The sequence below is a fragment of the Microbacterium sp. genome (assembly GCF_031178525.1).
Lineage (GTDB): Bacteria > Actinomycetota > Actinomycetes > Actinomycetales > Microbacteriaceae > Microbacterium.
The window spans coordinates 1-1984 of record NZ_JAPSJA010000169.1; the positions used below are offsets into that span (position 1 = coordinate 1).

The window sequence follows — 1984 nt, forward strand, 5'->3', positions numbered from 1 at the left end:
ACGTCCCGGGCGGCGTCGTCACCGGACGTTGGGCGTCCTCCGGCGGCGGTGCCCTGCAGCTGCCGCGGCAGCTGCGTGAGGCGCTGCGCGCCGATCCGGGATGGCGCATCGTCGGGGCCGACGTCGCTCAGCTCGAGCCGCGCGTGCTCGCGGCGATGGCGCGGGACGACCGGATGGCCGACGCCGCGCGCGGACGCGACCTGTACGCGGGCATCGTCGCGGACGGCGCCGTGGCGACGCGCGCTCAGGCGAAGGGGGCCATGCTGGGCGCGATGTACGGCGCCACGAGCGGCGAGTCGGGCCGGCTGGTGCCGCGGCTGCGCAAGGTGTATCCGCGTGCGATGGCGCTCGTCGATGCGGCTGCACGCACGGGCGAGGCAGGTGACACGGTCGCGACGTGGCTCGGGCGCACATCGCCGGGGCCGGATGAGGTCTGGCGGACCGCGCAGGCCCGCGCGGGCGCGTCGGCAGCGGACGAGTCGCTGGCGCGGCGGATCGCCCGTGACCGCGGTCGCTTCACGCGCAACTTCGTCGTGCAGGGGACGGCCGCCGAGTGGGCGCTCGCGTGGCTCGCCGACCTGCGTCTTCGGCTCGCCCGGCTGCCCGCCGTCGATCCGGCGGCCGGCGCGCCGCGATCCGGTGCCGCTTTCGCCCGTCGCGCGCACCTCGCCTTCTTCCTCCATGACGAGGTCATCGTGCACGCGCCCGCCGAGCAGGCCGAGGCCGCCGCGCAGGCTCTGCGCGACTCGGCGGAGGCCGCCGGACGGCTGCTGTTCGGCTCGTTCCCGATCGACTTCCCGCTGGACCTGCGGCTCTCCGACAGCGCCGCCAAGTGAGGGGCCGGCTCGGCCCCGTAGACTGGAAGCTGCGAATGGGTCGGCCGGACGACCGCGTCGCGGACGGCTCGCCGTCGCGCGCCGAGGAACGTCCGGGCTCCGCAGGGCAGGGCGGTGGGTAACACCCACCCGGAGCGATCCGCGAGACAGTGCCACAGAAAGCAGACCGCCGGGCACCCGAGAGGGAGCGCCCGGTAAGGGTGAAACGGTGGTGTAAGAGACCACCAGGGGTCGCGGCGACGCGATCCGCTCGGTAAACCTCGCCCGGAGCAAGACCAGACAGGGGATGATGACGCGGCCCGCCGAGTCCCCGGGTAGGTCGCTAGAGCGTCACGGCAACGTGCCGCCGAGAGAGATGGTCGTCGACGGGGCGCGAGCCCCCGAACAGAACCCGGCGTACAGGCCGGCCCATTCGCCCTCCGACCAGCAGAACCGCCTCGGTACGCAGGCGCGTGCGCGGGGATCGCGCGCGTCTCCGCACGCGGCGACCGACGACATCGCCGCACATACCGCACGGCATGAGGGTGGTGTCAAGCCTTCGAGGCGCGTCCGCTTCGACGCGTACGGTCGAAACCTGGAAGTTCAGTAGAGATCGAAGGCGATACCGACCGGAAAGCAGGACTGCCATGTCGAACGTGCCCCCGGCCAACCCGGACCCCAACTCGTACCCGGGCAACCCGAGCAACAACCCGTACCCCGCCGCGCCGTCCAACCCGCCCGGCCCGGGCTACCAGGGCCAACCCGGGCAGGGCTCGTACGCGCCCGCGCCGAACGCGTACCCGCAAGCACACGGTGCTCCGCGACGGCTGCAGGAGATGAAGTCGACGTTCCTGACGACGGAGTTCATCGCCTTCGTCGTCGTCTCCCTCGCGGTGCTGATCGCCGCGGCGGTCGTGGACAACGGAGAGGACGGCCAGGGATTCGGCGCCGACAAGGCCTGGCTGTACGTCACCATCCTGGCGGTGGGTTACATGATCAGCCGAGGCCTGGCGAAGTCCGGCAGCCGTTCGCGTCGCAACGCGGACGAGTAGAGGCCGGCGACGCCCCACGGGGCGGCCTGGTCGCGAACAACGCACAATCGCCCCGCGCCCGGGGGGGCGGCGGGGCGGAGGGGTGGGGGGGGGAGGTGGGGAGGGGGGCGGGCCCCC

The 1984-nt window shown here is 73.3% G+C and carries 2 protein-coding genes and 1 other RNA gene; all 3 read left to right on the forward strand.

The window, feature by feature from the left end; all coding sequences use genetic code 11:
- Window positions 1-836 (forward strand): bifunctional 3'-5' exonuclease/DNA polymerase (locus RIF89_RS10575; protein WP_309069073.1); only part of this gene is annotated, 836 nt, incomplete at its 5' end.
- Window positions 837-872: 36 nt separating this feature from the next.
- Window positions 873-1251: RNase P RNA component class A (gene rnpB / locus RIF89_RS10580), an RNA gene on the forward strand.
- A gap of 211 nt (window positions 1252-1462) precedes the next feature.
- Window positions 1463-1867 carry a hypothetical protein gene (locus tag RIF89_RS10585; protein WP_309069074.1) on the forward strand — a complete coding sequence of 135 codons (405 nt, stop codon included), beginning with the start codon at window positions 1463-1465 and terminating at the stop codon, window positions 1865-1867.
- The last annotated feature ends 117 nt before the right edge of the window (window positions 1868-1984 follow it).